The organism is Blautia sp. AF19-1 (genome assembly GCF_003479155.1).
GTDB classification, from domain to species: domain Bacteria; phylum Bacillota; class Clostridia; order Lachnospirales; family Lachnospiraceae; genus Fusicatenibacter; species Fusicatenibacter saccharivorans.
Genome location: NZ_QUGQ01000040.1, coordinates 5,498 through 6,763 on the forward strand (window position 1 = coordinate 5,498; position 1,266 = coordinate 6,763).

1 protein-coding gene is annotated in these 1,266 nt (G+C 36.6%); it reads right to left on the reverse strand.

Annotation, left to right across the window (positions count from 1 at the left end; genetic code table 11):
- Positions 1 to 1,266: ATP-binding protein (locus tag DWX26_RS16360; protein ID WP_243030731.1), on the reverse strand; the 1,266-nt coding region annotated here is incomplete at both ends.

A 1,266-nucleotide genomic window follows, 5' to 3' on the forward strand; every position in this document is an offset into this window, starting at 1 on the left:
TTCAGGTTTGGTTTCAAGGGTTGCCTGAAAATCCAGTAATAACGCCCGGTCAGAGTTGGTGCCAATGCTTTTTGTCTTTAACAGCACCTTCAGTTCCTGAATGATTCCCTTCATACCTTTGTGATAGTTATAGTTATCCATGTATGGAAATGCATTTTCCAGAAAAAGCAGATACTTTGGCATATCATCTTTTTCAATTAATTCTATGATATTTCCGATTGTTTGAAATAGCTTTTTATAATAATCTACTTCCATTCCATGCATTAAACATATGTGCTGTAAAGAATCCAGAAACGTGTGACAACTACTTACAGATGGTTTTGTCTCTGAAAGGGTGATTTCCTGAATCATCGGATGCAGAGAGATAGTGCGACGTGTTGTTGTCTGAACGAAACCAGTCTCAATTAAATCGTTGATTTCATTTAGTGTGGGCAGTTCCAGCCATTTGGCAAATATACGGGCAGAAATACCGGTGGAAGGAAGAAAGCACATATTGCACATGATATCCTGCTGTTTTCGGGATAAAGCATATAGTGAAAATAGAGTATGGATATGACTATAATAAGTGGCTTTACTGCTTTGACCATCCTTGATTATCTTAATTTTATCTTCATTATCGAGAGATGCTCTTTCTTCCTGAAGTCTTGCTAATAACTGACCTGGAGTTGAAATTCCATTTTCCAAAAGTTTTGCAGCCAGTTCTACAGCAAAAGTATGATAGTGTACGGTCTCTATGATTTTTTCGACGGTCGAACGATACTTGTCTGCTTCTGAATAAAATGCAGATGTCAGTTGGAAAAGAATGTTTATATCCTTTATTTCTTTTAATTGAAAAGTACAGTATTCATTCAGATTACTTCTGGTCGTAAATAAAATCTGACAGCGGTATTTTAATACTACTGACAGAAAACTGTCCTGTGTAGCTGTGACATTAAAATTATCTATGATAAGCAGAGTATCGGATTTCAGGGAACGCAGAAAACGGTTATGTCTTTGAAACAGTTCCTGTTCGTTGATTTCTGGTGGATCATCAATAAAATCCATGTCAGTAATGTCCTGATGAAGATCACCTGTATATTCTACATATAGAATGTTAGTGTAATACTTTTTGTAATGTTTTGCGTAGGCTTTGGCAAGTTCGCTTTTACCAATACCGGAAATTCCGCAAAGAAAAACATGACGGTTTTCCTCAAGCATGGTATATAATTCTTCTAGTTCTTTATCTCTTCCGATAAAATGACGGCATGGTTTCGGAACCTCACTGTC